General features: G+C 73.5%; 29 protein-coding genes and 1 tRNA gene. 8 read left to right on the forward strand and 22 right to left on the reverse strand.

The features are described 5' to 3' along the window. Positions 1-338: 338 nt before the first annotated feature. Positions 339-1169, reverse strand: a complete 831-nt coding sequence (locus tag HH311_RS02590) for a hypothetical protein (protein ID WP_169181992.1) — start codon at positions 1167-1169, stop codon at positions 339-341. Positions 1170-2053: 884 nt separating this feature from the next. On the opposite strand from HH311_RS02590, the gene HH311_RS02595 reads away from it, so the two are divergent. Further along, positions 2054-4174 carry a glycosyltransferase family 39 protein gene (locus HH311_RS02595; protein ID WP_169181993.1) on the forward strand — a complete coding sequence of 707 codons (2121 nt, stop codon included), beginning with the start codon at positions 2054-2056 and terminating at the stop codon, positions 4172-4174. Positions 4175-4193: 19 nt separating this feature from the next. Here the strand turns inward: HH311_RS02595 and HH311_RS02600 are convergent, their stop codons facing one another. The 4 genes from HH311_RS02600 to HH311_RS30855 are packed head-to-tail and all read right to left on the reverse strand — an operon-like array spanning position 4194 to position 8640. Beyond that, positions 4194-4613, reverse strand: coding sequence for a TIGR03618 family F420-dependent PPOX class oxidoreductase (locus HH311_RS02600; protein ID WP_169181994.1), 420 nt, complete (start codon positions 4611-4613; stop codon positions 4194-4196). A 22-nt stretch (positions 4614-4635) separates the two neighbouring features. Beyond that, positions 4636-5463: an SDR family oxidoreductase gene (locus HH311_RS02605; protein ID WP_169181995.1), complete on the reverse strand. Its 828-nt coding sequence runs from the start codon at positions 5461-5463 to the stop codon at positions 4636-4638. Between the two features lie 20 nt (positions 5464-5483). After that, on the reverse strand, positions 5484-6584 hold the full coding sequence (locus HH311_RS02610) for a spore photoproduct lyase family protein (RefSeq protein WP_169181996.1): 1101 nt from the start codon (positions 6582-6584) through the stop codon (positions 5484-5486). Between the two features lie 28 nt (positions 6585-6612). Further along, complete coding sequence (locus HH311_RS30855; protein WP_211189480.1) at positions 6613-8640, reverse strand: hypothetical protein; 2028 nt, start codon at positions 8638-8640, stop codon at positions 6613-6615. Positions 8641-8942: 302 nt separating this feature from the next. On the opposite strand from HH311_RS30855, the gene HH311_RS02620 reads away from it, so the two are divergent. From HH311_RS02620 to HH311_RS02640, 5 genes are all read left to right on the forward strand, one after another. After that, a complete protein-coding gene (locus tag HH311_RS02620) occupies positions 8943-10076 on the forward strand; it encodes an alanine racemase (protein ID WP_312029897.1) in 1134 nt (377 codons plus the stop codon). After that, positions 10073-11329, forward strand: coding sequence for an adenosylmethionine decarboxylase (gene speD, locus HH311_RS02625; protein ID WP_169181998.1), 1257 nt, complete (start codon positions 10073-10075; stop codon positions 11327-11329). Before HH311_RS02620 ends, speD begins: the two co-directional genes overlap by 4 nt. Positions 11330-11399: 70 nt before the next feature. After that, on the forward strand, positions 11400-11714 hold the full coding sequence (locus HH311_RS02630) for a hypothetical protein (RefSeq protein ID WP_169181999.1): 315 nt from the start codon (positions 11400-11402) through the stop codon (positions 11712-11714). Further along, positions 11711-12910, forward strand: coding sequence for a hypothetical protein (locus HH311_RS02635; protein ID WP_169182000.1), 1200 nt, complete (start codon positions 11711-11713; stop codon positions 12908-12910). The genes HH311_RS02630 and HH311_RS02635 overlap by 4 nt, the downstream gene beginning before the upstream one ends. A 7-nt stretch (positions 12911-12917) precedes the next feature. Further along, positions 12918-13370: a hypothetical protein gene (locus tag HH311_RS02640; protein WP_169182001.1), complete on the forward strand. Its 453-nt coding sequence runs from the start codon at positions 12918-12920 to the stop codon at positions 13368-13370. A gap of 179 nt (positions 13371-13549) precedes the next feature. Here HH311_RS02640 and HH311_RS02645 read toward each other — a convergent pair whose 3' ends face one another. The 5 genes from HH311_RS02645 to HH311_RS31280 all read right to left on the reverse strand — a co-directional run bounded on the left by HH311_RS02645 (position 13550) and on the right by HH311_RS31280 (position 17127). Further along, positions 13550-14125, reverse strand: coding sequence for a DUF3558 domain-containing protein (locus HH311_RS02645; protein WP_169182002.1), 576 nt, complete (start codon positions 14123-14125; stop codon positions 13550-13552). Next, positions 14109-14546, reverse strand: coding sequence for a hypothetical protein (locus HH311_RS02650; protein ID WP_169182003.1), 438 nt, complete (start codon positions 14544-14546; stop codon positions 14109-14111). The genes HH311_RS02645 and HH311_RS02650 overlap by 17 nt, the downstream gene beginning before the upstream one ends. Before the next feature lie 98 nt (positions 14547-14644). After that, complete coding sequence (locus tag HH311_RS02655; protein WP_169182004.1) at positions 14645-15064, reverse strand: thioesterase family protein; 420 nt, start codon at positions 15062-15064, stop codon at positions 14645-14647. Beyond that, the gene (locus HH311_RS02660; RefSeq protein WP_169182005.1) at positions 15061-16800 is read right to left on the reverse strand and encodes an AMP-binding protein; all 1740 of its coding nucleotides are present in this window, start codon (positions 16798-16800) and stop codon (positions 15061-15063) included. Before HH311_RS02660 ends, HH311_RS02655 begins: the two co-directional genes overlap by 4 nt. 105 nt (positions 16801-16905) lie before the next feature. Next, positions 16906-17127 carry a DUF3618 domain-containing protein gene (locus HH311_RS31280; RefSeq protein WP_169182006.1) on the reverse strand — a complete coding sequence of 74 codons (222 nt, stop codon included), beginning with the start codon at positions 17125-17127 and terminating at the stop codon, positions 16906-16908. A 154-nt stretch (positions 17128-17281) separates the two neighbouring features. Here HH311_RS31280 and bcp point away from each other — a divergent pair, with 154 nt between their 5' ends. Further along, complete coding sequence (gene bcp / locus HH311_RS02670) at positions 17282-17779, forward strand: thioredoxin-dependent thiol peroxidase (RefSeq protein ID WP_169182007.1); 498 nt, start codon at positions 17282-17284, stop codon at positions 17777-17779. Position 17780: 1 nt separating this feature from the next. Here bcp and HH311_RS02675 read toward each other — a convergent pair. The 12 genes from HH311_RS02675 to clpS all read right to left on the reverse strand — a co-directional run bounded on the left by HH311_RS02675 (position 17781) and on the right by clpS (position 25137). Beyond that, positions 17781-17854: transfer RNA gene (locus HH311_RS02675), tRNA-Leu, on the reverse strand. Between the two features lie 146 nt (positions 17855-18000). Next, the gene (locus HH311_RS02680) at positions 18001-18834 is read right to left on the reverse strand and encodes an alpha/beta fold hydrolase (protein WP_169182008.1); all 834 of its coding nucleotides are present in this window, start codon (positions 18832-18834) and stop codon (positions 18001-18003) included. Between the two features lie 4 nt (positions 18835-18838). Then, entirely contained in the window at positions 18839-19438 is a 600-nt protein-coding gene (locus HH311_RS02685; RefSeq protein WP_169182009.1) for a methyltransferase, read from the reverse strand. Between the two features lie 6 nt (positions 19439-19444). Beyond that, positions 19445-20053 carry an RdgB/HAM1 family non-canonical purine NTP pyrophosphatase gene (rdgB, locus tag HH311_RS02690; protein WP_169182010.1) on the reverse strand — a complete coding sequence of 203 codons (609 nt, stop codon included), beginning with the start codon at positions 20051-20053 and terminating at the stop codon, positions 19445-19447. Next, positions 20050-20793, reverse strand: coding sequence for a ribonuclease PH (gene rph, locus HH311_RS02695; RefSeq protein ID WP_169182011.1), 744 nt, complete (start codon positions 20791-20793; stop codon positions 20050-20052). Before rph ends, rdgB begins: the two co-directional genes overlap by 4 nt. Positions 20794-20829: 36 nt before the next feature. Next, on the reverse strand, positions 20830-21588 hold the full coding sequence (locus HH311_RS02700; RefSeq protein WP_169182012.1) for an MBL fold metallo-hydrolase: 759 nt from the start codon (positions 21586-21588) through the stop codon (positions 20830-20832). A gap of 9 nt (positions 21589-21597) precedes the next feature. Then, complete coding sequence (locus HH311_RS02705) at positions 21598-22245, reverse strand: rhomboid family intramembrane serine protease (RefSeq protein ID WP_396027413.1); 648 nt, start codon at positions 22243-22245, stop codon at positions 21598-21600. Positions 22246-22291: 46 nt separating this feature from the next. Beyond that, positions 22292-23242, reverse strand: a complete 951-nt coding sequence (locus HH311_RS02710) for a PLP-dependent cysteine synthase family protein (RefSeq protein WP_169182013.1) — start codon at positions 23240-23242, stop codon at positions 22292-22294. Positions 23243-23308: 66 nt separating this feature from the next. Beyond that, positions 23309-23584 carry a MoaD/ThiS family protein gene (locus tag HH311_RS02715; RefSeq protein ID WP_169182014.1) on the reverse strand — a complete coding sequence of 92 codons (276 nt, stop codon included), beginning with the start codon at positions 23582-23584 and terminating at the stop codon, positions 23309-23311. Between the two features lie 108 nt (positions 23585-23692). After that, entirely contained in the window at positions 23693-24199 is a 507-nt protein-coding gene (locus tag HH311_RS02720) for a Mov34/MPN/PAD-1 family protein (RefSeq protein WP_169182015.1), read from the reverse strand. A 59-nt stretch (positions 24200-24258) separates the two neighbouring features. Beyond that, positions 24259-24837, reverse strand: coding sequence for a DUF2017 domain-containing protein (locus tag HH311_RS02725; protein WP_169182016.1), 579 nt, complete (start codon positions 24835-24837; stop codon positions 24259-24261). 3 nt (positions 24838-24840) lie between these two features. Continuing rightward, on the reverse strand, positions 24841-25137 hold the full coding sequence (clpS, locus tag HH311_RS02730; RefSeq protein ID WP_396027420.1) for an ATP-dependent Clp protease adapter ClpS: 297 nt from the start codon (positions 25135-25137) through the stop codon (positions 24841-24843). 111 nt (positions 25138-25248) lie between these two features. Between clpS and HH311_RS02735 the strand changes: the two genes are divergently transcribed. Then, positions 25249-26532: a nicotinate phosphoribosyltransferase gene (locus HH311_RS02735; RefSeq protein WP_169182018.1), complete on the forward strand. Its 1284-nt coding sequence runs from the start codon at positions 25249-25251 to the stop codon at positions 26530-26532. Positions 26533-26551: the final 19 nt, after the last annotated feature.

Below are 26551 nucleotides of genomic sequence, written 5' to 3' on the forward strand. Positions count from 1 at the left end.
CCGAATACGCGACCGGCCGAAGGGCCCGGCGTCGGTCCCGCACCATCACTCACGCTGCACCAGAGAGAGCGTAGAGCGCCTCGACGCATGCGGTTGCCGCGCGGGAGTGCGCCGCGCAGTGAGCGTGATGGTCGGCGTGTGCCCCGCACGCGGCGGCGCTGGCCGTGCACGCTGAGATCGCAGCTGTCGAGCTCGTGACGCGACCTTGGTACGCGGGCCACCGCACCGGAAGGTGCCGAACGTCCCTCGTCACTCGTCGACCCCGGCTCGTCGACGACTCGTTCCGGGGGTGGTGCGGGGCGGTCGCCGCGTGATCCGGGTGTCGGGGCGAAACCTCGTCAGAATCCTGAGCCTGATCCGGCGGACGCGCTCGCGCTCTCCTCCCCTCCGAGAGCCTGGTTCAGGATCACAATGTCGATCAGGAAGTATGGCAAGTCGTGTCTACCCCGATAGTCCTGCACTATCGATGAAACACCTGACAGTTCAGGCAATGCACAGTTCACGCGGGTCTGAGTGGTCAGTCTGTATCCCCATGCCTTCTCAGCCACCACTGCGCTACACAGGTGTTCGGCGCGACTCAGCGGAATATCCGTCATCTCCCGCGACACTGCCCGGAGAGTTTCGTCGTATTTCTCGAAGTCGTGCCTCCGGATGAAACCAGATATGTGGCGGCCAACAGCCCGCATGATGTTGACGTCGCGGTCGTGGGCAATCGACACGTCCAGCTGGATTTGGATCAGGAGCCGCCACAGCCGTTGCTCGATGGCTCGGCATTCGGCGTAGGTGTCTGGTTCGAGGAGCGTAGCGAATGCTTCGAGGTTGCTGCGGAGGTCGTCGAGGTGGAGCTTGAAGATCTCAATGAACTCAGGCATGCGCGACTCATTGGCCTCGCGCACCGAGGGTCCGATGCGAATGTAGAACAATCGCATCGCAGCAACGTAGCAGGCAGCGAACCTGCCCGAGAGGGCATGATACGACGCATGCCATCGCCTTCGGATCTCGATTCTGGTCAAGACATTGATGACCAAGGCCGCGACGGCGATGTCGAGAAACAACCCGGCGACACCGGCCCACAAGTTCGCTTCCAGATCCCGCCCGAACCGGAACAGACCCACAATTGCCACCGCAACAGCGAGCACCAGAGCGACGACACCCGCAACCATCGTCACTCGCGTCGTTAGCCTGTGCACCTTCTGCCCAAGTAGTTGCGCTGACCGGGAACACACTACGTCTCGGTCTTGCCGCGAGCTACGTCACATCGCGGCCCGATCGGTGCGGCGTGGCGGCCCCGTCACCATGGTCACGACGATCGCAGCGGCATCTCGGGCCGCCGCGCGCACCGCCGTGTCGCCCTCGTCCGCGATCTCGTCCCGGACATCCGGAGCCGCGGCCCGGGCCGTCGCGGCGGCGTGCTCGGCACCGGGATGTCCGCTCAGCAACCGAATCGGTCGCCTCGCCGGTAACAGGCCAGCGTCGACTTCAGAGTGAACTCCTGCCGGGCGAGCGAAAGACCTATCCTCGAAGCGAGCGCTCAGGAGGGAGGTCTCATGACCGATACGGCCTCGGGCTCCATCGAACGGTGGTGGGGCCTTCTCACCGATCTCGATCGGCAACGGGTGCAGGAGTTCCGTCCCTATCGGTGCCTCCCAGGTGACCTGGCCCAGTCGTGCAGCAAGTTCGTCGGCGTCGCCGTGGCCACCACGCACAGCGACGACGTGTTGGAGATGCCCCGCGAGCTCGTCGAGTTCCTCGACACCCTGGTGGGAACCACGCCGTCCCGGCTCCTGGATCCGCCGGCGCGGTGGCCACGTCGAGGACGCCGCAGCAACCACGGGGAGCCGTTGGTGCGAGACGCCCGATCACGACGCCGAGCCGTGGCCTGCAGTCGGTCACCGGTCCCGATGCAGGATCCCTAGGTTGCTCTCGCCGGCCGGCCGTGATCTCCCAGGCCTCGCCGACAAAGCCACAGCTTCTGCGGGGGCGTGGCCGACGCACAGGCGGCGCACAGGCCCGGCCCACCCGGTGATCACGGGTCGCGCCGACCCTCGGCGTCATGAGCCTGTTGACCGGTCGGCGACCCACGCCTCCGACCCCCGACCCGCCGACCGCGCCGGCTCCCCCCGCCGCGTCCGGCGGCGGTCGGACCGCGCGCTGGTACGCGCCGGCGCTCGGGGTGCTGCTGGTCGCGACCGCGGTGCTCTACCTGGTCGACCTGTCGGCGTCGGGCTGGGGCAACGCCTTCTACGCGGCGGCCGCGCAGGCCGGCGGGCAGAGCTGGAAGGCCTGGTTCTTCGGCGCCTCCGACGCGCCCGCCTCGATCATGGTGGACAAGCCGCCGGCCTCGCTGTGGGTGATGGGGCTGTCGGTCCGGCTCTTCGGGCTCTCGTCGTGGTCGGTCCTGGTGCCGCAGGCGCTCATGGGCGTCGGGGCCGTGGGGCTGCTCGCCGCTGCGGTGAAGCGCTGGTCCGGCCCGGCGGCGGGCCTGCTCGCGGGCGCCGCGCTGGCGGTCACGCCGGTCGCGACGCTGATGTTCCGGTTCGACAACCCCGACGCGCTGCTCTGCCTGCTGCTGGTCGCCGGGGCGTACACGATGGTGCGCTCGGTCGACGCGGCGTCGACGCGGGCCTCGACGTGGTGGCTGGTGCTCGCGGCCGCGCTGGTCGGGACCGGGTTCCTGACGAAGTCGCTGCAGGCCTTCCTCGTGCTGCCGGCGTTCCTGGCGCTGCACCTGGTCGCCGGGCCGGGCACGTGGCGCCGGCGGCTGCTCGCCCTGCTGCCCGCCACGGGCGCCCTGCTCGTGTCGGCCGGCTGGTGGGTCGCGGTCGTGCAGCTGTGGCCCGCGTCGTCGCGGCCCTACGTCGGCGGGTCGCAGACCAACAACGTCCTCGAGCTGGCGTTCGGCTACAACGGCGTCGGCCGGCTCACCGGTGACGAGACCGGCCAGCTCGGGGGCGGTCGTCCCGGTGGGGGCGGCTTCGGTGGCGCCCCGGGCGGTGTCGGCGGCGGGCCCGGCGCGGGGTTCGCCGGCGGTGCTCCACCCGGAGGCATGGGCGGGGGCGGGATCGGTGGTGCCACGTCCACGGACTCGTGGTCGGCACTGTTCACCGGCTCGATGGCGACCCAGGTGTCGTGGCTGCTGCCGGCCGCGCTGGTCCTGGGCGTGGCGCTGCTGGTGCTCGTCGGGCGCGGGGTGCGGACCGACCGACGCCGGGCGGGCGTGCTCCTGTGGGGCGGCTCGCTGCTGGTCACCGCCGGGGTCTTCAGCCTCGCGGCCGGGATCATCCATCCCTACTACGCGATCGCCCTCGCCCCGTGGATCGCCGCCCTGGCCGCCGTCGGGACCGTCGAGCTCTGGCGGGCCCGCTGGGTGACCTGGCCGCGGTGGGTGCTCGCGGCCGTCGTCGTCGTGACCGCGGTGTGGTCCTGGTGGCTGCTGCGGGAGACGCCGTCGTTCGTGCCGTGGCTGCGGGTGGTCGTGCTCGTGGTCGGCGTCCTGGCGGCGGTCGGGCTCGTGCTCGCCCCGCGGGTGCGGTCCCGGGTGCTGACCACCGGGGTCCTGGCGGCGGCGCTCGTCGGGGCGCTCGGCGGGCCGACGGCCTATGCCGTGCAGACCGCGGGCAGCGCCCACACCGAGGTCATCCCGACGGCGGGTCCCTCCTCCGGCTTCGGCGGGTTCGGGGCCCACGGCGGGCGCGGGGGGCAGGGGACCGGCCCGGGTGGCCACGGGTTCGGCCCCGGTACGGGCGGCTCGGCCCCGGCCGGTGTCCAGAACGGCGCCGGTCCGGGCGGCCGGGGTGGCGCCATGACGCTCCTGCAGGCCTCCGACCCGTCGGCGGCGCTGACCGCGTTCCTGCAGGCCGGCGCGGCGGGGCACACCTGGGTGGCGGCCACCGTCGGGTCGATGCCCGCGGCCGGCTACCAGCTGGCGAGCGGGTCGCCGGTGATGCCGCTCGGCGGGTTCAACGGGACCGACCCCTCACCGACGCTCGCGCAGTTCCAGGCGCTCGTCGCCTCCGGCCAGGTGCACTACTTCCTGGGCGAGGGCCTCTCCGAGGTCCCCGACACCGGCGGCAGCGACGACACGGTGCAGATCACGGCCTGGGTGAAGGCGCACTTCACCGCGACGACGGTCGGCGGGACGACGGTCTACGACCTGACCCAGCCCCGGTCCTGAGTCCCTGCCGTCGTCGGGATCACCGACTGCCGAGGATCCGCGTCAGCGCGATCTCGATGACCACCCGCTCCGGGTTCGGCCGGGGCGTGCGGTAGCGGGCCGCGTAGCGGGCCTCGGCGTCGGCGACCGACGCCGGGTCCTCCCGCACGACCGCGATCCCCTCGAGCGTCGACCACCGCCCCCGGTCGACCTGGCTGACCGCGACCCGCGCCCCGCCGTCGGGCGAGCCCTCGGCCCGGCGGACGTTGGCGACCTTCTGGCTGCCGCGCCGGGTGATGACGCGGGCGGTCGCGGTGTCCAGGTCGAGCGTCACCCCGACGGCCACCACGTGCGGGCTGCCGTCGCGGCGCAACGTCGTCAGCGTCCCGAGGTGGTACTCGCGCCAGAACTCCGCGAACTCCTCGCCGCGCGCGTGCAGGTCCTCTCCGGTGACGGCCACGGCGCGATCATGACAGGCGCCGTCAGGTGAACCAGTCCATGGCCGCGTTGAGGGCCGGGAGCAGCAGGGTCCGGGGAGCGAGGCGGCCGCCCGCGGCACTGAGCTGGTTCACCAGGCCCGGCACGACGCTGCGGTGGCCGGCCGCCATGGCGGTGACGGCGGACCCGGCGACGTCGTCGGCGTCCCCGACGGCGAGGTCGGGCGCCTTGTCGAACGCGTCGGTCCCGGCCGCGTCGGCGAACCCGGTGCGGGTCAGGCCCGGGCTCACGGTGGTCAGGCTGACCCCGGTGCCGGAGAGCTCGGCGTGCACCGCCTCCGAGAACGACTGCACGAACGCCTTGCTCGCCGCGTAGCTGGCCACCCCGGGCAGCGGCTGGAACGCGGTGATCGAGGAGACGTTGAGGATCGCCCCGGTCCGCCGGCTCGCGCGGGCCCGGTGCACGAGCGCGCCGACGGCGGCCACCGTCAGGTCGTGCAGCGCGAGGACGTTGAGCCGCACCAGACCGTCGAGCTGGGCCCGGCCGTCGTCGTCGGCGAGGTCCGCGACCCGGCCGGTGACCCCGTAGCCCGCGGCGTTGACCAGGCCGACGAGGCGCTCGTCGTCGAGCAGGAGCCGCCGGATGCCGTCGCGGCCCGCGTCGTCGCCGAGGTCGGCGGCGTGCACCTCGGAGGTCAGGCCGGAGGTCCCGCGCAGCTCCGCCGCGAGCTCGGTGAGGGCGTCCTCGCGGCGGGCGACGAGCTGTGTCGGGTAGCCGCGGGCGGCCAGGGCCCGGGCGATCGCGGCGCCGATCCCGGAGGAGGCGCCGGTGACGAGGACGTGGGCGTCAGGCCCGGGCGGCGGCAGTGGCATGGGCCGTCTGTACCCCGACGTCACGTCCAGTAGAGCAACCGCGCGTCGGGGAGCAGCTCCTCGACCAGGCCGGTGACGTGGGTGCGCAGCGCGGTCATGACGTCGTCGGGGTAGACGTGCTTCACCGACCCGAAGCGGCCGCGCTTGGTCCGACGCTGCTCGGGGTCCATCTCGAGCCGGCTCGCCGGGTACCAGCCCTCGAGCACCTCCTTGCTGCCCGGCGTGAACCGGTGGGTGATGCACTCGACGGTGAGGTCGGTGCCCGACCCGCGGACGGCGTCGGCCACCTGGCCGAGCAGGTCCGCGTAGGCCTGCTCCCACCCCTCCTCGGGGATGATCGGCGCGAGGGTCACGCCGACCGGCCAGCCGGCGTGCGCGAGCGTCCCCAGTGCGGCGACGCGGGCCGCGACCGGATCGGTGCCGCCCTCGAACCGCGACCAGGGGCTCAGCGAGAACCGCAGCCGGGTGCGCCCGTGGTGGGGCAGGTCGAGCAGCGGGGCGACGTCGGCGAACTTGGTCGTGGCCCGTAGCTGCACCGGGCCCGGGAAGTCGTGGGTCCCGACGTGGCCGATCGCCGCGGCCAGGACCCCGGTGGCGGGCTCGATCCCCAGCGGGTCGGTGTAGCAGGACGCCTCGAACGTGGTGCCCTCGTGGGCGCGGGCCTCGTTCGTGGACGTGACGTGGCCCTGCCCGACGTGGCCGTCGAGGGTGGCGAGGATGCGCTCGAGGTCGGCGTACACCCGCGTGATCGGCGGGCCGCCCAGCGACCCGGCGAGGTAGCAGTACTGGCAGTGCGCCGGGCAGCCCCGCGCCAGGTCCACGCGCCAGTCCGCGCTCGGCGGGATCGGGTCGAGCGTCCGCGCGGACTCCGGGCTCACGACGACGGCGAGGGTCGCCTTGGCCCGGGTGTACGTCTCCCGCTCGGTCTCGCCGCGCACCCCGGTGACCCGGTCGCCGCGCAGCAGCTCGATGTCGGTGGTGCCGAGCGCCTCGCAGCGCCGGACGACCTCGGCCGCATGGGGGTGCTCCTGCGCGGAGCGGGTGACGCGGACGTGGCGCGGGACCCAGGGACGGTGCGGGCGGGCCTCGCGGCCGGGCGCGGGACGTGCGGGGGCGGCCATCGGGGCGGTTACCCGACGACGGCCGGCCTCACCACGCCCAGAGCCGTGACCACCACCCCTCCGTGCCCGACGTCGTCCCGGCGAACGACTGGCTCGCCGTGTCGGAGTACTCGGCCTTCTTCCCGTCCGACGACTGCGCGGTGTAGGTCGTCTTCGAGCCGCCGTCGGAGCTCGTGACGCTCTTGCGGGTCACGGTGTTGCCGTCGCCGTCCGAGGTCGTCGTCTCGCGGACGGTGGACCCGTCCGACCCCTTGGACGTGCTCGTCTTCACCGAGGACGTCGACTTCCCGGAGGACGACGTGGAGCCGCCCTTCGAGCCGGACGTCGACGAGGACGTGGACGCCGACTTCGAGGCCGACGCCGACTTCGAGCCCGATGAGGACTTGGAGGAGGACTTCGCCGCCGACGACGACTTCGCGGCGGACGACGACTTCGCGGCCGGGCCCGTCTTCGACGCCGAAGACTGCGCCGTGGCCTTGTCCGCCGTCGCGTCCGTGGTGGCCTTCGACGCCGGGGAGTCCGTGGACGCCTTCGACGCCGAGGGGTCGCTGGCCTTCGAGCCCGAGGAGTCGTCCGTCGACTCCTTGGTCGTCGTGACCTCGACCGCCGACGAGTCGGCCGAGCGGGTCGTGGTCTGCGTCGTCCGCGACTTCGCCGACGGGTCGGTGCGCGTCGAGCGGGTCGTGACCGACCCCGTCGACGGGTCGACCGTTCGGGCGCGCGTGGTGACGACGCCCGTGGACGGGTCGGTCTCGGTCTGGCTGCCGTCCGGCGAGGTCGTGACGCGGGGGGCGGCCGACGCGCTCGGGGCGGCGCCGGTCGTCGTCGTGATCGAGTCGGACGACCCGGCGGGAGCGTCGGTGGACGGCGGACCCAGCGTCGGGATCGGCCAGCCCTCCGGCTGGTCGCCCGACCGCTTCTGCGCGTTCCCGCCGCTCCCCGGCGCGAGCGGCGAGTCGCTGCCGCCGGTACCGGGCGCGAGGGTCGACCCGGTGCCGGTCGCGGTCGCCTCCCCGGGCAGGTCGGCGGTCGCGGGGGACGCCGAGGACGACGGCGGGTCGGAGCTGCTCGGGCCCAGCATCGGAATCGGCCAACCCTCGGGCGCGACGGCGGGCACCGCGACGTCCGGGGTCTTCTGGTCCGGGGTCTTCTGGTCCGGGGTCTTCTGGTTCGGGGCCTTGGCCCCCGCGTCGCCCTTCGAGCCGTCGCCCTTCGAGCCGTCGCCCTTCGAGCCGTCGCCCTCGGCCCCGTCGCCCTTCGCGGCCGGGCCCTTCGCCGCCGGGTCCTTGCCGCCGATCGGCACGTCGACCTTCGGCAGGTCGACCTTCGGCGCGTCGGCCTTCTTCGGTGACTCGGCCTTGGGGGCGTCGGCCTTCTTCGGCGCCTCCTTCGGCTCCTCCGCCTTCGGCGCGGCCTCGGCCGCCCCACCCTCGCCGCGGCCGCGGTCCGGGAGGACCCCGCCGAGCACCTGGCCCGGGACGTCCTCGACCTTCGGCGGGGCGGCCACGGTCGGCGCCGCCGGAGCCGCGGCCCCGCCCGACGGGACGATGGGGACGAGGGGCGCCGCGGGCTCGGCCCGGTCGGCCGACGGCGCGGGCGCCGCGGAGGAGGGCGCACCGGGTACGACCGGCGCCAACGGCGGCTCCCAGCCCGACGGCGTGCTCGACGCGGGGGCGGGTGCGCTGCCCAGCGGGCGGGCGCCCGGCAGCGGGATGGGCGTCAGGGGCGGGGCCAGGGCGTCGTCGGACCCCGCGGCCGCGTCCGGGTCGGCGGGCGCGGCGTCCGGCGCCGCGCGCCCGGCCGCGCCGGCCGAGGGCGCCGGCGACGCGCCCAGGTCGGCCCCGGGCGGCGTCGAGCCGCCGGCCGTCCCGCCGGACGGGCCGTAGCCCGAGCCGGCGCCGTACCCCGGGGAGGAGTCGGCGCCCGGCGGCGGCGTCGCGTCCTCGGTGTCGCTCGCGAGCGCGCGCGAGGTCCCCGCCGCGCCGGCGGCGTCGCCCGGTCCAGCGGGCGCGACGACGGTGCGGCCGACGCCGAGCGCCGCCGCGAGGATCGCCACCGCGAACAGTCCGGTGACCGCGACGCTGCGGGCCGACCACCGTGGCCACCGCCGTCGTCGGCGGTCCGTCCCCCATCCGTTCAGGGAGCCCGAAGGCATACCTGTCCCGCTTTCTCCCCGACCCGCCTCCTCCGGGCCCACCGGCCCCGGAGATCCGAAAGGGTACGCGTCGGGCAGGTCCCGAGTCAGGCGTTCGGGATTTCTCCTCGCGCAGACGGGGCACGATGGAGGCCGTGGGTGCACCGCGGTCCGTGCCGACGCACGTTCGTGATGTCGCCGCGACCGACGGAGCGCCCGATCGGGTGGCGACCAGTCCCCGGTTGGAGCTGGACCTCGCCGTCGTGACCCGCTCCTACCGTGCGTTCCGTGACGCTCTGCCCGACGCCGAGCCCGCCTACGCCGTCAAGGCGAATCCGCATCCGGACGTCCTCGCGCTGCTCGCCGCGGCGGGCGCGAGCGCCGACCTGGCGAGCGTCGGCGAGCTCGACGCCTGCCTGCGCGCGGGCTTCCCGCCGGCGCGGCTGAGCTGGGGCAACCCGGTGAAGAAGGCCGCCGACGTCCGCGCCGCCGTCGCCGCCGGGGTGCACCGCTTCACCACCGACGCCGCCGCCGACGTCGACCTCCTCGCCCGCCTCGCCCCGGGGGCCGCGGTCACCGTCCGGCTCGGCGCCGACGACACCGGCTCGGCGACCCCCTTCGCGGGGAAGTTCGGGGTGACCCCCGACGAGGCCGCCGCGCTGCTGGCGCGCGCCCGCGACGCCGGGCTGCGCCCGCACGGCCTGGGCTTCCACCCCGGGTCGCAGCAGACCGATCCGGACGCCTGGCGTCGGGGGATCGCCGCGGCCGCCCGGGCGGTCGAGCGGTTCGGCGCCCCCGTCGCCGAGCTCGACCTCGGCGGCGGGTTCCCGACGGTGCACGCGTCCGGTCCCGTGCCCGACCTCTCGACCTGCGCTCGCGCCATCCGCGGCGCCCTGGCCGCCCACGCCGAGGTGCCCGGCGTCGGGACCTGGCGGCCGGCGCTCGTCGCGGAACCGGGCCGGGCCCTCGTCGCCGAGGCGGGCGTGCTGGTCTCCGAGGTCGTCCTGGTGACCGCACGGGCGGGCCGACGGTGGGTCTACCTCGACGTCGGGCGCTACCAGGGCCTCGCCGAGACCGAGGGCGAGATGATCGTGTACCGGCTGCGGACCCCGGGGCACCCGCCCGGCGCGGCGTCCGGCCCGGTCGTGCTCGCCGGTCCGACCTGCGACGGCGACGACGTCCTCTACCGCGACACCGAGGTGCGGCTCCCCCTCGACCTGGCCCCCGGCGACGTCGTCGAGTTCCTCGGTGCGGGCGCCTACACCTCGAGCTACGCCTCGGTCGGGTTCAACGGCCTGCCGCCGCTGCCGACCGTGATCCGCCGGACCCCCGACGACACCCCCGAGGAGACCGATTGACCAGCCCCGTCGCCTGTCCCTCCCCCGCCGCGTCCTTCGCCGGGCGGCACGTGCTGGCCGAGCTGCGCGGCGTCCCGGCCGCGGTCCTGGCCGACGACGCCGCCGTCGCGCGCGCGTTGCGGACCGCCCTCGACGACGGCGGGGCGACCACCCTCGACGTCGTCACCCACCGCTTCGAACCACAGGGGACGACGGTGCTCGCGCTGCTCGCCGAGTCGCACGCGTCGGTGCACGCCTACCCGGAGGCCGGCGCCGCGTTCGTCGACGTCTTCACCTGCGGGGAGCACGCCGACCCGGAGCGGATCGTCGAGGTGCTCGGGCGCGAGGTCGGCGCGGTCGAGGTCCGGGCGCAGATCGTCGCGCGCGGGGCCGGCCTCGCCCCCGACGCAGTCGGGCAGCGCGAGGTCGACGAGCCGCTCGCGGCCGGGATGCGGCGCCGGTGGCGCGTCGACGAGGTGCTCTGGCGCGGCCGGACCGCCTGGCAGGACATGATCGTCGCCCGCACCGCGCAGGGGATCTCGCTCTTCTGCGACGGCGAGCGGCAGTCCACCGAGGCCACCCAGCTCACCTACCACGAAGCGCTCGCGGTGCCGCCGCTCCTGCTGGCGGACTCGGTGGAGCGGGTGCTGGTGGTCGGCTCGAGCGAGGGCGTGGTGTCGCAGCTGGCGGTGGCGGCCGGGGCGGGGCGGGTCGACCACGTCGACATCGACGCCGAGTGCGTCCGGCGGTGCGCGGAGCTGCTGCCGTACGGCTACACGATGGACGAGCTCGCGACGGCGGAGTCCGGCACCGGACCGGTGCACGTGCACTACGCCGACGGCTGGCAGTTCCTCGCGGACGCGGCGCGGCGTGGGGACCGCTACGACGTCGTGATCGTGGACCTGCCCGACGAGCCCGTCGAGGTCGACGACCCCGCCCAGCACGCCCGGCTCTACGGCACCCCGTTCCTGCAGCGGTGCGCCGCCGTGCTCGCGCCGGGCGGGGCGGTGTGCTCGCAGGCCGGCTGCCCCACGATGTGGCGCAACGACACCCTGCGACGGATGGTCGGGCGGTTCGACGAGGTGTTCCCGACGGTGCTGCCCTACTGCTCGGACGAGCACGAGTGGGCGTACCTCTCGGGCCGGCCGGACCCGGTGGACGACCCGGTCGCGCTGGCGGCGTCGCGGCTGTCGCGGTTCCCGTCGCTGAGCTCGATCGACGAGCCGGCACTGCGGCGGGGTGCGGTGCTGCCGATCTCGCTGCGTCGCCGCTGACGACAGTCCGCGAACGAGCCCGGGCCGGCGTCCGCGCGGTTAGCGTGGGCCGACCGGAGGAGGAGGGCCCGTGGCGGACGGCTTCGCGGTGCGACCCGAGCTCCTCGCCGCGCCGGCCGCCGCGTTCGACGAGGCCGCCGCGACGCTGCGAACCGCGGTAGCGCAGGCGCGCGCCGACCTCGCGGCGCTGGGCGACGTGTGCGGGGACGACGAACAGGGCCGTGCGTTCGCGTCGCGGTACGACCCCGTGGCTGCCGAGGGCATCGCCGCGATCAGCCGCTCGGTCGACGTGGTGGCCTCGTTCGGTGACGGGTTGCGGGCCGTGGTGGCGCAGTACGCCGAGGGCGACGACGACGCGGCCGACGCCGTCGCGGGTCGGTCGTGACCGGGGCGGCGTCGCGGGTCGCGTCCACGATCGGGCTCTGGTGGCCGGCCGCGGACGAGGCGCGCCTTCGCGAGGCGGCGGACGTCTGGGACCGGCTCGCGGGCGCTGTGGACGCGGCGTCGGCGGCCGGTCGGGACGCGGCCGGGCGCACGACGACGGCAGGCTGGGGCGGCGACGCCGCGGCCACGGCGGCCGAGGCGTGGGGCCGGCAGGACGGAGCCCTCGGTGGTGAGGCCGCGGACGCCCGCCGGCTCGCCGGCACACTGCGGGAGTACGCGGGCGCGGTCGAGGACGCGAAGCGGCAGATCGAGGACCTCGTCGCCGTCGCGGGCGGACTGCTCGTCGCCGGTGGTGTGGCGGCCATCGTCACCGGCGGCCTCACGGAGGTCGCCGCGGCGGCGGTGACCGCCGAGCTGGTCTCGGCCGCGGCGGCGGTCGGGGTCGAGCTCTCGGCGACCGTCGCGGGGATCGCCGGGAGCGCGCTGACGGTGGCGGCGTTCGGCGCGGGCGAGAGCGTCCTGGGAGACGTGACCACCCAGGGGATCCGCGAGGGGGTGTTCGACGGGAGCGGGTTCTCGTTCAGCGAGCTCGGTGCGTCCGCCGGCGGCGGCGCTCTCCTCGGCGGTGTGGGAGGTGGCGTGATGGGCGGCGTCGCGGTCGGCCCCATCGCGCGGACCGCGGCCGGCGACCTCTCCGCGCTCCGTGCACCCGGCGGCCGCATCCGCGCCGTCCTCGACCCGCCCAACGTGGGCGCCCAGGGCGGCCGGTTCGCTCCCGGCGTCCACGAGCTCCCGGGCGCCCGCGCCTTCCAGGCCCACGAGCGCCCGACGGCCGAGCTCCTCGCCTCCGAGGGGAAGAGCGTCCACGCCCGCGCCGAGGTGAACGCGCGGGACGTCAAGAACCCCGACGCCCTGGTCCGCGCAGGACGTGACGATCCCGGCACGTACACCGAGTTCAAGCGGCCCCGGAAGCCGACGAACACCGCGGTCAAGGACGAGATCCGACGCGCCGCCAAGCAGCTCGACCAGTACGGCGGGGGCGACCTGGTCCTCGACGGTCGGGCCAGCGGCCTGACCCGCGAGGCGGCGGAGAAGGGCCTCCGTCGGGCCCTCGGTGAGGCACGGACGCACGGCAGCGTCCTCCCGAGCAGGATCCGTATCGTCCTCGCCGACGGATCGAGCATCCACCACCCCTGAGGACGCCGTGTCGGACTGGGAAGAGATCTTCTTCGACGTCGATTCACCGCTCGAGACGGCGGCGGCGACGCTCGCCGACACGCTGCGGCTCCACACCCGGTCGCAGGAAGCGGGCGTCGACGTGTGGGGGGAACCCGAGCAGACGGGGTTGGCCGCCCCGGTCTTCGGCACCATCGAGCTCAACGACTACGCGGAGCCGGATCCGGAGACAGACGGTGACTCATCGATCTTCGATGACATGCGCTACGTCCTCGAACTACGGCTGAGGACGAGCGACCACCACCTCCAGCCGGGTGTCGCGCTCGAGCTCTACCGGCGCCTGTGTTCGCAGCTCGCCTGGCGGTCCGCCCTGACCAGCGGGTTCGCGTCGCTGCGCGCTACCTACGACGACACGCACGGGTACCGGGAGTTCCCGGAGGACACGCTCTCCGACGCCACCCACGCCGACCGCTGGCGGTGACGCCGTACGTACATCGCCACGCGGGAGTACTCCTCGAGCATGATCGCGATTTCGGGAGCGACACGCCCAAGAATCGAGGCGACACGCCCCCGAAGTCCGGATCTACTTCGGCGGATGGTCGGAAAGGCCCGAGATGCCGGGTCAGCGGGCGGCGACGACCGTGTCTAACGACACGGTCGTCAGCGCTGGGGCGGGAGCTTCCGAATCACGAGGGCCGTGGCCTGCTCGGCGAACTCACACGCGTCGTTCTCCGGAGTCGGAGGCCCGGCGCCGAGCCACAGCACGTCGAGCGCGCCTCGCTCGGCGACGCCGGTCGTCACTGTGCAGATGTTCAGTTCGCCGCGGCCGGTCTTCTGCCTGACTGCCGGAAAGCCCTGGATCTCCGTCGGGACGAAGATCGGGTCGAGGTGTGCCCGATACGTGTCCGCCAGAAGATCTCGATTGTCGTAGACCGAGATACTGAACCGCTGCAGGTCGCCAACCGACCACTTGCACCCCCTAGCGCCCAAGACCTCGTCCTCCGTCCCTGCTCCGGTTACGCCGAGTTCGCGCCTGTCATTGCTCGACAGCAGAGCCTGACAGGGGCTAGCGGAGGCAGCCGCGACGTCGAGACTCCGAGGCACGGCCGGCGCGCCGTATCGCGACGACGTCGTGGTGGGTGGCGGCGCTGGTGCGACTACCGTCTGAGTCTGAGAGCAGCCACCGACGACCAGTACGAGAACAGCCAGACCGACGTAGCTACGACCGAGTCTCATCGAACGAACCTTGAGTCGTGTCTTCAGACGACCGGTAGGCGCGGAGCTCGGCCTTTACGGCCCCGATCAGTTGGTCCAAACGCATGGCGCCTGCCTCGAGGGCAGACAACAGGGATCCGGATCCGCCATCAGCTACTGCGCCGAGAAGAGTCGCAGCATCTCTACTCACTTGATCGCCGGCGCCTGGGTCGACGCGACCGAGGGCGCGAGCGAGCTTCACAAGATCGAGCAACTCGTCCCGGGCCGCCGTGAGGTCGCGGAGGGTCTGGGGCGCGCGCTCGAGGTCGACGGTGAAGGACCCGCCCGTCGGCATCTCCACGACCTGCCGCGGGACCACCTGCCCGTTTGTCAGGCGGGCCGGGTCGGACGCCTGGACCGGCGGCGCCACCGGCCCCGGACCGGGCGGCACCGGAGCACTCATGACCGGCAACGTAGACGACCGAACCGCACATCAGGGCCGGAACGACGAAAGAGCGGCGGGACGACCGAGTCCCGAGGACTCGGTCGTCCCGCACCACGTCACCCTCGCGACCCCGCCAACGCCGAACCCAACCGCGACGGCACCGGCACCTTCGTGAACGACGTCGCGTCCACGCACACGTGCACCAGCGACACCGTCACCGCGTCCGCCCACGGTTCCGCGTCACTCGCACGCCGACGGATCGAGAATCGCGTCGTCATCGACGTCGTCCCGACCTTCTCGTTCTCCACCTCGATCGACACCGCGTCGCCCCACGCCACCGACGCCCCGTAGTCCAGTTCCGCGTGCACGATCTGGATGTCGACGCCGTCGGCGATCATCGCCGGGTACGGGTAGCCGACCGCGGTCTGGAACGCCGTGAAGGCCTCGTCGCACCAGGTCAGGTAGTGCCCGAAGAACACCACGTTCTGCTGGTCGATCTCGGCGTACCGCGGCACGACCGGGAACGAGAAGGTCACGACGACCGCAGGCCCAGCGACTCGTCCGACCACTCCCCCTCAGGGGCGGCACCCCCGGCCGGGTCGGAGCGCAGGTCGGTCTCCCGCGTCCGCAGCTCGACCCGACGGATCTTCCCGGAGATCGTCTTCGGCAGCTCCGCGAACTCCAGGCGGCGCACCCGCTTGTAGGCCGGCAGGTGCTCGCGGGCGTACTCGAGGATGGCCCGCGCGGCCTTCTCGTCCGGCTCCCACCCCTTGGCGAGCACGACGTAGGCCTTGGGCACGGCCAGGCGCAGCGGGTCCGGCGAGGGCACGACGGCGGCCTCGGCGACCGCCTCGTGCTCGAGGAGCACGCTCTCGAGCTCGAACGGGGAGATGCGGTAGTCGGAGGCCTTGAACACGTCGTCGGAGCGCCCGACGTAGGTGATGTAGCCGTCCGCGTCCCGGGACCCGACGTCGCCGGTGTGGTAGTAGCCGCCGCGCATGACCTCGGCGTTGCGCTCGTCGTCGTCGGCGTACCCGACCATCAGGCCGACCGGGCGCTTCGACAGGTCGACACAGATCTCGCCCTCGTCGCCGACGGCGCCGGAGACAGGATCGACCAGCGCGATCTCGAAGCCCGGCAGCGGCCGGCCCATCGAGCCGTCCTTCACCCGCTGTCCGGGCGTGTTCGCGATCTGCAGCGACGACTCGGTCTGCCCGAACCCGTCGCGGATCGTCAGCCCCCACGCGTCGCGGACCTGCTCGATGACCTCCGCGTTGAGCGGCTCGCCGGCGCCGACGAGCTCGCGCATCGGCACCGTCCACGCCTTGAGATCGGCCTGGATGAGCATCCGCCACACGGTCGGTGGCGCGCAGAAGGTGGTGACGCCGTGGTCGACGAGGGTCTTCAGCATCGTGTCCGCGTCGAAGCGCGAGTAGTTGTAGATGAAGATCGTCGCCTCGGCGCACCACGGCGCGAACACGTTCGACCAGGCGTGCTTCGCCCAGCCCGGCGAGGCGACGTTGCAGTGGACGTCGCCGGGCTGCAGCCCGATCCAGTACATCGTCGAGAGGTGCCCGACGGGGTAGGACACGTGCGTGTGCTGCACCAGCTTGGGCTTCGCGGTGGTGCCCGAGGTGAAGTACAGGAGCAGCGTGTCGGAGGCCTTCGTCGGGCCGTCGGCCTCGAAGACGTCCGAGGCACCGTCCGCCTCGGCGAAGTCGAGCCACCCCTCCGGGGTCGCGGGCCCGACGGCGACGCGGGTGTAGTCGCCGGGCACATCGTCGAACTTGTCGACGTCGGCGTCGCGCACCACGACGTGCTTCGCCGCGCCCCGGTCGATGCGGTCGCGCAGGTCGGCCGGCCCGAGCATCGGCGTCGAGGGGATCAGCACCGCACCGAGCTTCATCGCCGCGAGGATCGTGTCCCACAGCTCCACCTGGTTGGCGAGCATGAGGATGATCCGGTCGCCGCGGCGGACACCGTGCGAGCGCAGCCAGTTCGCGACCCGGTTGGACCGCTTCGTCATCTCCGCGAACGAGTACTTCCCCTCGCTCCCGTCCTGCTCGACGATCCACAGCGCCGGCCGGTCCGCCGACGACGGGTCGCGGCCGATCGCGTCGAAGTGCTCGAGCGCCCAGTTGAACTCGTCGAGGTCCGGCCAGGCGAAGTCCCGGCGCGCCGCGTCGTAGTCGGTCTGGCGTTCGACGAGGAGGTCGCGGGCAGCGCGGAAACGCTGCGCCGCGGGGGTGAGTTGCGACGACGACGTCGACACGGTGGGAGACCTCCGAACAGTCCAGGTACGACGAAGGGCGGACGCCCCGAGGTTCCTATCACCTCGGGACGCCCGCCCACAGCCGTCGGATCAGCCAGTCGTGGCCTACTTGAGCAGCTTGCGCAGGATCAGGAGGCCGAGCACCGCCCCGGCCGCGATCACCCCGTACTTGATCTTCGGGTCGGCCCACTTCTCGGCCGCGATCTCCTTGCCCTGCTCGCTGAGCCGCTGCGGGCTCGCCCGCTCCGAGAGCTCGTCGAGCGCCCCGGCCAGAGCCTCCCGCGCCTGCTCGATCTCCCGTTCGATGGTGTCCGGGTCGCGTGCCACGGAGCCTCCCTCGTCTGTCCGGTCCGGCCGCGCCGTGCCCGGCTGGTGGTTCGTCGTCGACGCAGCCTGGTGCGTGCTGGTGCCCATCGTGGCCGCATCGTCACGCCGCGTCCGTGTGCGCGCCGGGTCGACGCGCCGCACGGTCGGCGATCACATGCCAGCGGTATCCTGCCCGCCCGTGGCCACCGATAACCGCCTGACCCCGGGTGACGCCGCCCCGGAGTTCTCGCTCACCTCCGACACGGGCGAGACGGTGTCTCTCGCCGACTACCGCGGACGCCGGGTCATCGTGTACTTCTACCCGGCCGCGGGCACGCCGGGCTGCACGAAGGAGGCCTGCGACTTCACCGAGAACCTGGCGACCTTCAACGACGCCGGGATCTCCGTCGTGGGCATCTCGCCCGACAAGCCGGAGAAGCTCGCCAAGTTCCGCGCCGACCAGGGCCTGACCTTCCCGCTGCTCTCCGACCCGGACAAGACGGCGATGCAGGCCTACGGCGCGTGGGGCGAGAAGACGATGTACGGCCGCACCTCGGTCGGCGTCATCCGCTCGACGTTCCTGGTGGACGCCGAGGGGAAGATCGAGGACGCGCAGTACGGGGTGAAGGCGACCGGTCACGTGGGCCGGCTGCTGCGCGATCTGAAGCTGTAAGTGCCGGCGGTGGGATTCGAACCCACACTGTCACCCTCCTAAGGGGTGTGCCTCCTGCCTTTGGGCTACGCCGGCTGATTGGGCTACACCGTACGACGAGGCGTCGAGTGGGCTCGGAGGGCAGCCGGGAGAGCCGTGAAGGTCCACTCGACGACGAGCCCCGCACCGAGTGGACCCTCACGGCTCGGATGACGACCGTGGACGTCCACTTGAGCCCGGGCTCAGAGGAAGTCCCGCACCGCCTCCGCCATCTCCGCCACCGCCTCGATCGGGGTGAAGTGTCCGACGTCGTCGAGCACCCGTACCTGCGCCCGCGGCAGCAGCTCGGTCACCTGCAGCGCGAACTCCGGCGGGAACAGGGGGTCCTGCGCGCCCCACACCACCGTGGCCGGCACGTCCACCGGCGACGGCAGCGGCCCACCCTCCGCGATCGCCAGCGCCCCGTAGAGCGTCGACGACCCCGACCGGTACCAGTTCAGCGACGCGGTGAACGCCCCCGGCCGGGAGTACGCCTCCACCAGGTCCTCGTCCACCACCGCATCCGGCCGGTTCCCCCAGTGCGACCAGAAGTGCTCGAGGTAGGTCCGCACCGCCGTCGGGTTGCCGTCGACCAGCCGCGTGGCCAGCTCGAGCTGGTGGAAGTCCTGGTACCAGAACTCGGCGCGGCGACGCAGGTCCAGCGCGGCCGGCACGAACGCCGACGGCGCGAGCGCGTTCCCGACGACGAGCGCCCGCACCCGCTCGGGCACCGCGCGGGCCAGCGCGATCGCCGTCGTCACACCGACGTCGTAGCCCACGACGACGGCCGGCTCGAGCGCCAGCGTCTCCACCACCTCGACGAGCGCGTCGACCATCGCCTCGCGCGAGAAGTCCGACGGCGGGCGGAGCTCGTCGCCCGGGCGGAACGACTCCCCGAAGCCGGGCAGGTGGGGCACCACCACGTCGGCGGCGTCGACCAGTAGCGGCGTCAGCAGGCGGTAGTCCGACACCCCGCCCGGCCAGCCGTGCAGGCACAGCACCGGACGCCCCGCGCCACGGCGTTCGACGGCGAGCACACCCTCACCCCTCCCGGGAGGACCGGACCTCGAGCACCCGGAACCCCGCGTTCGACGACACCCTCGACACCGTGTACCCCTCCTCGCCCAACCACCGCGCCAGCGAGTCGGAGCCGAGGTTCTTCGCGACGACGAGGTAGCTCGGCCCGTCGACCCGCGGCAGCCACTCGGAGAGCAGCGAGTGCAGCGCCGCCTTCCCCGAGCGGATCGGCGGGTTGGACCACATGCCGGCGAACACGACGTCGTCGGGCACCTCGTCGGGCCGGCACGCCCGGACGTTCGACAGGCCCGCCGCGTCGGCGTTCTGCCGCACGAGCGACAGCGCCCGCTCGTTGACGTCCACCGCCCACACCGTCGACCGGCGGCGGACCGTCGCGAGCCACAGCGCGATCGGTCCCCACCCGCAGCCGAGGTCCAGCAGGTCGCCGCCCCGCTCGGGCTCGGGGACGTGCTCCAGCAGCACCCGCGTGCCCTTGTCGAGCCGCCCGCGGGAGAACACCCCGGCGTCGGTCGTCACGGTGAGCGAGAGGCCCGCGACGTCGAGGCGCGCCGGTTCCGGCGCGGACGGCGCCGTCGGCTGCTCGGCGAAGTACTGGTCGGCCACGGGTGCTCAGCCCGACAGCAGCGACTGCAGCTTCGGCGCGAGCGCGCGGAACGCCCGGGCTCGATGCGAGACCGCGTCCTTCTCCTCGGGCGACATCTCGGCGGAGGTCCGGGTCTCGCCCTCGGGCACGAAGGCCGGGTCGTACCCGAAGCCGTTGAGCCCGCGCGGGGACCGGATGAGCCGGCCGGGCCACTGCTCGGTGACGACGACCTCGCGCCCGTCCGGGTGCGCGGCGGCGGCCGCGCAGACGAACGCCGCGCCCCGGCGTTCCTCGGGGACGTCGGCCATCTGGTCCAGCACCAGCGCGAGGTTGCGGGCGTCCTTGTCCCGCCGCTCCCCCGTCGACCCGGACCAGCGCGCGGAGAGCACCCCCGGCATGCCGTTGAGGGCGTCGACGGCGAGGCCGGAGTCGTCGGCGACGGCGAGCATGCCGGTCGCGGCGGCCGCGTCGCGGGCCTTGGCGAGCGAGTTCTCGGCGAACGTCGCGCCGGTCTCCGGGGCCTCCGGGAACGGCTCCACCTCGTCGAGGCCGATCACCTCGACGGCGAGGCCCGACACGATCCGCCGGAGCTCCGCGAGCTTGGCGTCGTTGCGGGTCGCGAGGAGGACCTTCACGGCAGCTCCCCCGGGTAGGGCTCGGCGAGCGCGGCGGCCTGGATCTCGGTGAGCCGGGCGATGCCCGCCAGCGCCGAGTCGAGCATCGCGTCCAGCGTCGCCCGCGTGTAGGTGGCGCCCTCCCCGGTGCCCTGGACCTCGACGAGCGTGCCCGCGTCGGTGGCGACCACGTTCATGTCGACCTCGGCGCGGCTGTCCTCGTCGTAGGGGAGGTCGAGCCGGACGCGGCCGTCGACGACGCCGACCGAGACCGCGGCGATCGAGCACGACAGCGGCTGCGGGTCGGCCAGCTTCTTCTTCGCCCCCAGCCACGTGATCGCGTCGGCCAGCGCCACGTACGCGCCGGTGATCGCGGCGGTGCGGGTGCCGCCGTCGGCCTGGAGCACGTCGCAGTCGAGCTGGATGGTGTTCTCGCCGAGCGCCTTGAGGTCGATCGCCGCGCGCAGCGAGCGCCCGACGAGCCGGCTGATCTCGTGCGTCCGCCCGCCGACGCGGCCCTTGACCGACTCGCGGTCGCTGCGGGTGTGGGTGGCCGAGGGCAGCATCGCGTACTCGGCGGTGAGCCAGCCGAGCCCGGAGTCACGGCGCCAGCGCGGCACCCCCTCGGTCACGCTCGCCGCGCACAGCACCCGGGTGTTGCCGAAGGAGACCAGGACGGACCCGGCCGGGTGCTGCTGGAACCCCCGGCGGATCTCGATGGGGCGGAGCTCGTCGTCGGACCTGCCGTCGCTGCGTGCCACGGGCGTCCACCCTAGAGACCCGGGGGTCCGGTCGATCTAGACGGTGTAGTGGGCGTCCGGCCGGACCAGCTCGGCGGGCCCGTCGAACTGGGCCCGCGCCTCGGCGAGGAGGTCCTCGCCGTCGTACCAGGCGGGGACGTGGGTGATGAGCAGCCGCTCCACCCCCGCCTCGCGGGCGACCTGCCCGGCCTGGGTGCCGGAGAGGTGGACGCCGGGCGGGCGGTCGGGCGAGTCGGTCCAGGTGGCCTCGCACAGCAGCACGTCGGCGCCGGCGGCGAGCTCGACGAGGCTGCGGCACGGCCCGGTGTCGCCGGAGTAGACGAGCGTGCGGCCCTGGTGCTCGAGGCGCACCCCGTAGGCCTCGCACGGGTGGTCGACGGGGGCGCTGGAGAGCGCGATGTCGCCGACGCCGGCCGGGCCGTCGGCGAAGAGGTGGTAGTCGAAGACGTCGGTGAGGTCGGTCGCGACGCGCTCGTCCGACGACGGCGCGTAGGCGACCGCGAGGCGGACCTCCGACTCGCTCGGCCCGTGCAGCGGCAGCACCTTCCCCGGGCCGTCGGGGTGGTAGCGGCGGTGCACGACGAGGCCGGACACGTCGGCGCAATGGTCGGGGTGCAGGTGGGAGAGCACGACGGCGTCCAGGTCGAACGGGTCCATGTGGCGCTGCAGCGTCCCGAACGTGCCGTTGCCCAGGTCCATCACGAGGGTCGTCCCGTGGGTGCGGACGAGGTAGCCCGAGGCCGGTGAGGTGGGTCCGGCTCCGCTGCCCGAGCACCCCAGGACGATCAATTCCACGGCCGCACCCTACGGGCCGATCGGAGAGGGCGACACCGGACCGGTGGGAGGGCTGCCGGGCCGTGCGCGGCGGTCCGCGGCGGCGACGAGGCGGGCCGCGAGGACGCCCGCGAGCGCCCCGAACAGGTGCGCCTGCCAGGAGACGCCCGGCGTGCCCGGCAGGACTCCCCAGAGCACGCCGCCGTAGACCAGGAGCAGCACGACGGCGAGGGCGATGTGCTTCGCGGAGCGGGCGAACACGCCGCGGAAGAGCAGGAACGCGAGCCAGCCGAAGATCACCCCGGACGCGCCCACGGTCACCCCGTACCCCGTCAGCCACGTCAGGAAGCCCCCGAGGAGCCACACCAGCGCCGTGACCGCGATGAACTGGCCGAGGCCGCCGGCGAGCACGAGGAAGCCGAGCACGAAGAACGGCACCGAGTTCGCGATGAGGTGCTCCCAGCCCACGTGCAGCAGCGGGGCCCACAGGATCCCGTCGAGCCCGTCGACCTGGCGCGCGACGATGCCGTCCTGGTCGAGCGAGCCGCCGAACACGAACTGGTCGACGGCCTCGACGACCCACAGCAGCGCCAGGAACAGCGCCATGCCGATCGCCGCGCGCAGCGGGTGGGCCGGGAACACCCGGGGCTTGCTCGACACCACGGCGCTGCTGGTCACAGGGCTGAGGGTACGCCGGGGAGGCGTTCCCGGGTGTGAGGAGAACTCAGGCCCAGAGCTGGCCCTCGAGCCCCTCCGAGGCCTCCTCGAGCGAGCCGGAGTAGGCGCCGGTGGACAGGTACTTCCACCCGCCGTCGCACACGACGAGGACGATGTCGGCCTCGTCGTCGCCGCCGGCGGCCTTCTCGGCCTGGGCCAGCGCGGCGTGCAGGATCCCGCCGGTCGAGATGCCCGCGAAGATGCCCTCCTGCTCGACGAGCTGGCGGGTCCGCCGCAGCGCGTCGTGGGCGCCGACCGAGTAGCGCCCGGTGAGCACGTCGGGGTCGTAGAGCTCGGGGACGAAGCCCTCGGAGATGTTGCGCAGCCCGTAGACGAGCTCGCCGTAGCGCGGCTCGGCGGCGATGATCTGGCAGTCCGGCCGGTGCTCGCGCAGGTAGCGCCCGGTGCCCATCAGGGTGCCGGTGGTGCCGAGGCCGGCGACGAAGTGCGTGATGGTCGGGACGTCGCGCAGGATCTCCGGGCCGGTGCCCTCGTAGTGCGCGAGCGCGTTGGCCGGGTTCCCGTACTGGTAGAGCATGACCCAGTCGGGGTGCTCGGCGGCGATCTCCTTCGCCGTGGCGACGGCCTGGTTCGAGCCGCCCGCGGCGGGCGAGAAGATGATCCGCGCGCCGTACATCTCGAGCAGCTGGCGCCGCTCGGCCGAGGTGTTCTCCGGCATGACGCACACGATCTCGTAGCCCTTGAGCTTGGCCGCCATCGCCAGCGAGATGCCGGTGTTGCCCGACGTCGGCTCGAGGATGGTGCAGCCCGGCGTGAGGAGCCCCTCCTCCTCGGCCTTGGTGATCATGCGCAGGGCGGGACGGTCCTTGATGGACCCGGTCGGGTTGCGGTCCTCGAGCTTGGCCCACAGCCGCACGTGCGGGGCGGGCGAGAACGAGGGCAGACCGACGATCGGGGTGTCGCCCAGGGCGTCGATCAGGGAGTCGTACCGCGCCATCGGGTGCTCCAGGAGAAGGGGATCGTCCCGCGCCGGACCGTGGTGGGGGTCCGGCGGCGGGAGGGCTCAGCGGCCGCCGGCGACCGCGGGCAGGATCGTCACGGTGCCACCGTCGGGCACCTGCGCGTCCAGACCACCCGCGAAGCGCACGTCCTCGTCGTTGACGTAGACGTTGACGAAGCGGTGCAGCGCGCCGTCGGTGACCAGGCGGTCCTTGATGCCGGGGTGGTTCGCCTCCAGGTCGGCGATGACCTCCTGCAGCGTCGACCCGTCGGCCTTGACCTGCTTCTCCCCGCCGGTGTGGGTGCGCAGGATCGTCGGGATCGAGACGGTGGCGGACACGGCGTTTCCTCCTGGTGGTGCTCGGGTGCGTTCTCGAGGGCGTCGTTCTCTTCGTGGCAAGCGTCGCACGGGTACCCGTTGTTCCGGGACCGTCGCGGGAGAGGTCGGTCAGCCCTTGTCCGGCACGTCGTCCGCGCCGGTGTGGGACAGCATGTAGCGCTCCACCACCTGGACCTCGTCCTCCACGACCCGCCCCTCGGCGTCCAGCAGGAACGACCGCAGGTCGGGCTCGGCGTCGGGACCCGTGAGGGCGACGATCGCGAAGTGCACACCGGGCTGCAGGCCCATGTACTCGATGTCCTTGACCGACGGGTACGCCTCGGGCAGCCCCGAGTCGGTCAGCGGGCGGCGTGGCACGCGGGTGTGCGAGTGGAAGACGACGACGGTCTCCTCGTCGTTCTCCGTCGCCTGCTTGTACACCTCGAACTGCTCGCGGGAGTCGAACCGGTAGTCGCTGCCGCGGGCCTCGGCGTCGTCGGCGTTCGTCATCGGCACGTAGCGCTCGGGCCGGTCGGTGTCCTCCGGGCCCAGCAGCTGGCCGCACGCCTCGCGCGGATGGTCACGGCGCGCGTGCGCCACCATCTCCTCGACGAGATCGGCACGGATCACCAGCACGGCGTCCACCCTACGTGGCGGGCCGGGCGCGGTCAGCGCGACGTGGGCCGCACCCCACGTCAGCGCAGCAGCACCGTGACCAGCGAGTCCTGCAGCCAGGTCAACCAGTGGTAGACGGGCAGGTGGTCGGCGCGCGGGTCGTCGGGCGGGAGCTGCTCGGGCATGTCCTCGCTCACCTCGAGCGCGGTGCCCAGCGCGAGGCGCACGTCGTTCACCGCGGTCAGCCACGCCTCGGCCTGTGGCGCGGTCAGCTCGACGCGGCCCCCACCGCCGGGGAGCGACGCGAGCATCGTCGCGATGGCCTCGCGCTTGGCCTCGATGAGCTCGGGCTCGCGCACCGAGCGGAGGGCGGCCGCGAGGGCGGCGCCGTCGGTGCCCCCGCCGGCGTCGCCGTCCGCGTCCGGCCGGTGGAACTCCGGCAGCAGCCGCGCCAGCACCGGGTCGTCCGGCGGGGTCGACGGCCCGGTGCGGATGCCGGTGAGCGCGGAGAGCTCGTCGGCGGGGGACGCGTCGGCCCGGCCGGCGAGCATGTCGTCGACCTGCCCGACGAGCCCGCGCAGCACCGAGGCCTCGGGCTGGTCGAGGACGGCGACGTAGCGGGCCCGCTCGCCACGGCCGTGGCGTCTCCAGGCGCGCACGGCCTACGAGGCCCGCTGCATGGTCGCCCACAGCCCGGCCGCGTGGAGCTTGGCGACGTCGCCCTCCACCTTCTCCCGGCTGCCCGACGACACGGTCGCCCGGCCCTTGTGGTGCACGTCCATCATCAGCGCGGTGGCCTTGGCCTTGTCGTAGCCGAAGAGCTTCTGGAACACCCACGTCACGTAGGACATGAGGTTCACCGGGTCGTTCCAGACGATCGTCTGCCACGGGGTGTCGGCGTCGACGAGCTCGTCGGGGAGCTCCTCGACGGAGGTCGCGGGCTCGGCCGGAGCCGACAGCCGCGTGACCGGGCCGCCTCCCCGACCACCCTGTCCGACGTGCACGCGCATGCCCCCATCGTCTCAGCTCCGCGGCACTGCGTGCACGCGCCCGCCCCCTAGGCTGGACGGATGACGAGCGGTACGGCGCTGATGACCGACCAGTACGAGCTGACCATGCTCGACGCGGCGCTCGCCGACGGCACCGCCCACCGCCGCTGCACCTTCGAGGTCTTCGCCCGCAGCCTGCCGCACGGCCGCCGCTACGGCGTCGTCGCCGGGGTCGGGCGGCTGCTCGACGCGCTCGGGCGGTTCGCCTTCGGCGCGGAGGAGCTCGACGCGCTGCGCGCGACCGGCGCGATCTCGGAGCGCACGCTGGAGCACCTGGCGTCGTCGCCGTTCGCCGGTGAGATCGTCGGCTACCCCGAGGGCGAGCTCTACTTCCCCGGGTCGCCGGTCCTCTCGGTGACCGGGACGTTCGCCGAGTGCGTGCTGCTCGAGACGCTGGTCCTCTCGATCCTCAACCACGACTGCGCGATCGCCTCGGCCGCGGCCCGCATGACGACGGCCGCGAACGGCCGCCGGCTCATCGAGATGGGCTCGCGGCGCACGCACGAGGAGGCGGCCGTCGCCGCCGCCCGCGCCGCCTACCTCGCGGGCTTCGACGCCACGTCCAACCTCGAGGCCGCCGCGCGCTACGGGGTCCCGACGACGGGTACCTCGGCCCACGCGTTCACGTTGCTGCACGACAGCGAGGAGGAGGCGTTCGCCGCGCAGGTGGCGGCCCTCGGCGTCGGGACCACCCTGCTCGTCGACACCTACGACATCACCCGGGGCATCGAGACCGCGGTGCGCGTGGCCGGCCCCGGGCTCGGCGCGGTGCGGATCGACTCGGGCGACCTCGGCGTCATGGCCCAGCGCGCGCGGGCGCAGCTGGACTCCCTCGGGGCCACCTCGACCCGGGTGGTGCTCTCCGGGGACCTCGACGAGCACGCGATCGCCGGCCTGCGCGCGGAGCCGGTCGACGCGTACGGCGTCGGGACCTCGCTGGTCACCGGCTCGGGCGCCCCGACCGCGGGCATGGTCTACAAGCTCGTCGAGGTCGAGGGGCGGCCGGTGGCGAAGCGGTCGTCGTCGAAGGAGTCGCGCGGCGGGGCGAAGTCCGCGGTGCGCCGGCACAAGCCCACCGGGACGGCGACCGAGGAGGTCGTGCACCGGCTCGACCAGGCCGTCGACGTCGGCGAGCACGACCGCGTGGTGCCGGTCGACCTGGTCAAGAGCGGCGAGCCGGTCGGCGTCCGGTCGACGCTGGAGCAGGCCCGCGAGCGCCTGCGCGCCAACCTCGTCGCGATCCCGTGGGAGGGGCTCAAGCTCTCCCGCGGGGAGCCGGCGATCCCGACCACCTTCCTCGACTGATCCGCGCGCCCGGGTGAGC

The sequence above is a fragment of the Actinomycetospora sp. TBRC 11914 genome (genome assembly GCF_012933465.1).
GTDB lineage: Bacteria > Actinomycetota > Actinomycetes > Mycobacteriales > Pseudonocardiaceae > Actinomycetospora.